The organism is Nonomuraea turkmeniaca (assembly GCF_005889735.1).
Classification (GTDB): domain Bacteria; phylum Actinomycetota; class Actinomycetes; order Streptosporangiales; family Streptosporangiaceae; genus Nonomuraea; species Nonomuraea turkmeniaca.
In genome coordinates this window covers 1-3,453 of record NZ_VCKY01000443.1, presented here as the reverse complement: position 1 = coordinate 3,453, position 3,453 = coordinate 1, and the positions used below count along the sequence as shown (strand labels likewise).

The following is a 3,453-nucleotide window of genomic DNA, read 5'->3' as shown; positions in this document are numbered from 1 at the left end:
TCCCCCGACAAAGCGCAAGAGCAGCAGCAAGGAGTTCCGTTGAAGGCCCGAGTCCTGACCGCCGTCGCCGCCCTCGCGCTGGCGGCCGCAACCGCGCCACCGATCCTCTTCGACTACCGGCTCGGTAGCGGCGGCCCCCCGCTCCTCGACGTCCAGGCATGGGTTCAGCACGTCAACGTCCTCACGTCGTAGTGGGGCTCGCGCAGTTGTCCGTGGCCCGCACGCCGGCCGGGTCACGGACGCCGCTCGCCCGCGTCGGCTACATCATGTTCCTCAGCCGGTGGTTCCAGGTGCCGCTCTACCTGGGGCTGATCGTCGCCCAGATCGTGTACACCTGGCGGTTCATGGCGGAGCTCGTCCACCTGGTGCATCTCGGGTTCGGCGGCTCGCCGCCGGAGACCACCGTCATGCTGATCGTCCTCGGCCTCGTGGACGTGGTGATGATCTCCAACCTGCTGATCATGGTGATCGTCGGCGGCTACGAGACGTTCGTCTCGCGGCTGCGTATCGAGGGGCATCCCGACCAGCCGCAGTGGCTCTCGCACGTGAACGCCAACGTGCTCAAGGTCAAGCTCGCCATGGCGATCATCGGCATCTCGTCCATCCACCTCCTCCAGATCTTCATCAACGCGGCCAGACCGGCCATCACCGACAGGGAGCTCCTGTGGAAGACACTGATCCACCTGACGTTCGTGATCTCGGCGCTGGCGCTGGCACTGATCGACCGGATCATGGCGGGCGGGCGGCCGCACCACGGCAGCAACCAGGGCAGCGACCACGGCGCCGGTCCGGGCGAACGACCTTCGGAGCGGCCGCACGAGCGGGTCGCCGCCTGAGCGGGTGCGGTCCGTACGGAGGATGCCTGTGGTGAGAAGGATGAAGAGCGTCGCGGTGGCGGCCGTCGCGGCCGTGCTCTTCCCCGCCGGCGCCGCGTACGCCGACGACGGGGCCCGCGAAGGCGGGCCCGCTCCCCTCATCGGCGACGTGACGGTGTTCAACGACGAGATCGTCGAGCCGGTGTCGCTGCCGGTGAGCACGTGCGGCGGCGTGCTGTCGCTGCTCAGCCGGGCGCCCAGCGACTGCCACGGCGCCTCGCGCGTCTCCGACGACGACGCTTGAGGTCGGCGTGCCCGCTCCCCCGGGGGCGGGCGGGCACGGCGACCCTCAGCCGTACAGCCGCTCCAGCACCACCGCCACGCCGTCCTCGTCGTTGGCCAGCGTGCGCCGCTCGATCGCGGCCAGCACCGCCGGGTGCGCGTTGGCCATCGCGTAGCCGGCGCCCGCGTACGCGAGCACGGCCAGGTCGTTCGGCATGTCCCCGAAGGCCACCACCTCGCCCGCGTCCACGCCCCGCTCCCGGCAGAGCTGGTCGAGTGTGGCCGCCTTCGTCACCCCCGGTGCGCTGATCTCCAGCAGGCCATGCCCGCCGGAGTGGGTGACCTCGACGACCCCGGCGAGCACGGCCGTCACGGCCGCGGCCATCTCGTCCGCCGTGTGCGCCTGCGACAGGGCGAGCAGCTTGACGATGGGCTCGTCCTCCTCGAACACCGAGCGCACCTCGCGGTAGTACGCCAGGTCGTCGGCGATCCGCCTGGTGTAGGCGGCCTCGGTCAGGATCGCCCGGCCGGTCTCGACCGCCAGCCCCACTCCCGGCAGGGCGTCGGCGAGAGCCTGGGCCGCCTTCCTGGCGGAGGCCGGGTCGAGCGGCAGGCGGCCGGTGATCTCGTCGGTGGCCACGTCGTAGACGATCGCGCCATTGCTGCAGATGGCGGTGCCCGCGACGCCCGCCTGCTCGGCGATCCCGCGCACGCCGCGCGGCGCCCTCGCGGTGACGAAGACGATCTCGGCGCCGGCGGCGCGGGCCGTCTGGAGCGCTCTCCTCGTACGGGGTGAGACGGTGCCGTCGGAGGTGAGGAGGGTGCCGTCGAGGTCGGTGGCGACGATGCGGGGGAGGATCATGGAAAGGTAAGGTACGCGAGGTGCTCACATGCGCATCTCGGAGGGGAACCGGGTGGCGGCGTTCATGAGCTCCAGGCCGAGGAGCCGCCCGGAGTCCCCGAAGTCGAGGACGACGTCCTCCGCCACGACCTGGCGTACCGCCTCACCTGGGACTATTTCACGCTTTATCGCGATATAGGCGATGTCGTGTTCCCTGTCCCAGGTGACGTACACCGTCTTCGCCTGCGGCTCCGACGGGCCGTCCTCCCAGATCAGCAGCCCTTCCTTGGCCTCGTGCGAGCCCGCCACCGCGGCCCGTGTCATCGCCAGCGCCAGCTCGACCGCGCCCAGCGAGTCGAGCGCTGTGACCTTCCTCTCATGTTCCCACCCGTCGAGCCCGTCGATCCGGTAGGGGCACGACCACTCCCCGGTCGGCTCCTCGTACGGTACGCCGACCGTGACGACCACGTCACGGGGCGGTTCGCTGCGCAGCGCCAGCACCCGATGGGCGATCTCGTACATGTCAGCTGATCTACCCCGGAGGCCACTCGTGGAAGACTGCCCAACGGGAACGGTCTCGCTCCTGTTCATCGCGGCGGCCTGTCCCATATGGTCGCCGCAGGAACACGCGAAGGGGCCCAATGATGAACGAGTCGTTCGGTACGCGCCTGAGAGCCAGGCTCGACGAATGCGGACCGCTGTGTGTGGGCATCGATCCGAGTCCGGCGCTGCTCGATGCCTGGGGGCTGGACGACTCACCGTCCGGTCTCGAACGCTTCAGCCGCACGGTCGTCGAGACCGTGGCCGACGTGGCGGCCGTGGTCAAGCCGCAGTCGGCGTTCTTCGAGCGGTGGGGCAGCCGCGGCATCGCCGTTCTGGAACGCACCATCGCGGACCTGCGGGAGGCGGGGACGCTGGTGCTGCTGGACGCCAAGCGCGGCGACATCGGCAGCACCATGGCGGCCTACGCCGAGGCGTACCTGGACCGGGGCAGCCCGCTGGCCGTCGACGCCGTGACGCTGAGCCCGTACCTGGGGTTCGGGTCGCTGGAAAGGGCGATCACGTCGGCGGTGGCCAACGACGCGGGCGTGTTCGTGCTGGCCCGCACCTCCAACCCCGAGGCGGCCGGGATGCAGCAGCTCGTGGCCGACCAGGTGCTTGCCGGGGCGTCCGCGGCGAACGCGGGGCACACGCCGTTCGGACCCGTCGGGGTGGTCATGGGCGCCACGCTGCCCGAGCTGGAGCACTCGCTGACCGGCCTCAACGGGCCCATCCTGGCGCCCGGGCTGGGCGCGCAGGGGGCCACGCCCGCCGACGTGGCCCGGCTGTTCGGTTCGGTACGACACGCCGTCCTGCCGTCGGTCTCCCGGGCGGTGCTCGCCGATCCCAAGCGGCTGCGCAGCCGTACGCTCTACTACCGGGACGAGTGCGCCGCCTACCTGTCCGGCGACCTCACGGCGGCCCGCCGCAGGTCCTGACCGGCCAGGTGCGGGGGTGCGAGCCGGGGGGCGCGTC

6 protein-coding genes are annotated in these 3,453 nt (G+C 71.1%); 4 read left to right on the top strand and 2 right to left on the bottom strand.

Annotation, left to right across the window (positions count from 1 at the left end):
* The 3 genes from ETD86_RS56480 to ETD86_RS53240 all read left to right on the top strand — a co-directional run.
* Window positions 1-192, top strand: a 192-nt coding sequence (locus ETD86_RS56480; protein ID WP_211370906.1) for a hypothetical protein, incomplete at its 5' end; no start/stop codon positions are given.
* A 20-nt stretch (window positions 193-212) separates the two neighbouring features.
* Complete coding sequence (locus ETD86_RS53245; protein ID WP_246149515.1) at window positions 213-836, top strand: TIGR00645 family protein; 624 nt, start codon at window positions 213-215, stop codon at window positions 834-836.
* 40 nt (window positions 837-876) lie between these two features.
* Window positions 877-1,119 (top strand): hypothetical protein, encoded by a 243-nt coding sequence (locus ETD86_RS53240; protein ID WP_138674213.1) that lies wholly within the window; start codon window positions 877-879, stop codon window positions 1,117-1,119.
* A gap of 45 nt (window positions 1,120-1,164) precedes the next feature.
* On the opposite strand, the gene ETD86_RS53235 is transcribed toward ETD86_RS53240, so the two are convergent.
* A complete protein-coding gene (locus tag ETD86_RS53235) occupies window positions 1,165-1,959 on the bottom strand; it encodes a Cof-type HAD-IIB family hydrolase (protein WP_138674212.1) in 795 nt (264 codons plus the stop codon).
* Between the two features lie 24 nt (window positions 1,960-1,983).
* A complete protein-coding gene (locus ETD86_RS57735) occupies window positions 1,984-2,460 on the bottom strand; it encodes a DUF2283 domain-containing protein (RefSeq protein WP_211370904.1) in 477 nt (158 codons plus the stop codon).
* Window positions 2,461-2,579: 119 nt separating this feature from the next.
* On the opposite strand from ETD86_RS57735, the gene pyrF reads away from it, so the two are divergent.
* Window positions 2,580-3,416, top strand: a complete 837-nt coding sequence (gene pyrF / locus ETD86_RS53225; RefSeq protein WP_138674211.1) for an orotidine-5'-phosphate decarboxylase — start codon at window positions 2,580-2,582, stop codon at window positions 3,414-3,416.
* The last annotated feature ends 37 nt before the right edge of the window (window positions 3,417-3,453 follow it).

What these genes read in the sequence shown, in the direction of transcription:
- ETD86_RS53240 (WP_138674213.1), top strand. Translation starts at nt 877, where the DNA reads ATGAAGAGCGTCGCGGTGGCGGCCGTCGCGGCCGTGCTCTTCCCCGCC.
- ETD86_RS53235 (WP_138674212.1), bottom strand. Translation starts at nt 1,959, where the DNA reads ATGATCCTCCCCCGCATCGTCGCCACCGACCTCGACGGCACCCTCCTC.
- ETD86_RS57735 (WP_211370904.1), bottom strand. Translation starts at nt 2,460, where the DNA reads ATGTACGAGATCGCCCATCGGGTGCTGGCGCTGCGCAGCGAACCGCCC.
- pyrF (WP_138674211.1), top strand. Translation starts at nt 2,580, where the DNA reads ATGATGAACGAGTCGTTCGGTACGCGCCTGAGAGCCAGGCTCGACGAA.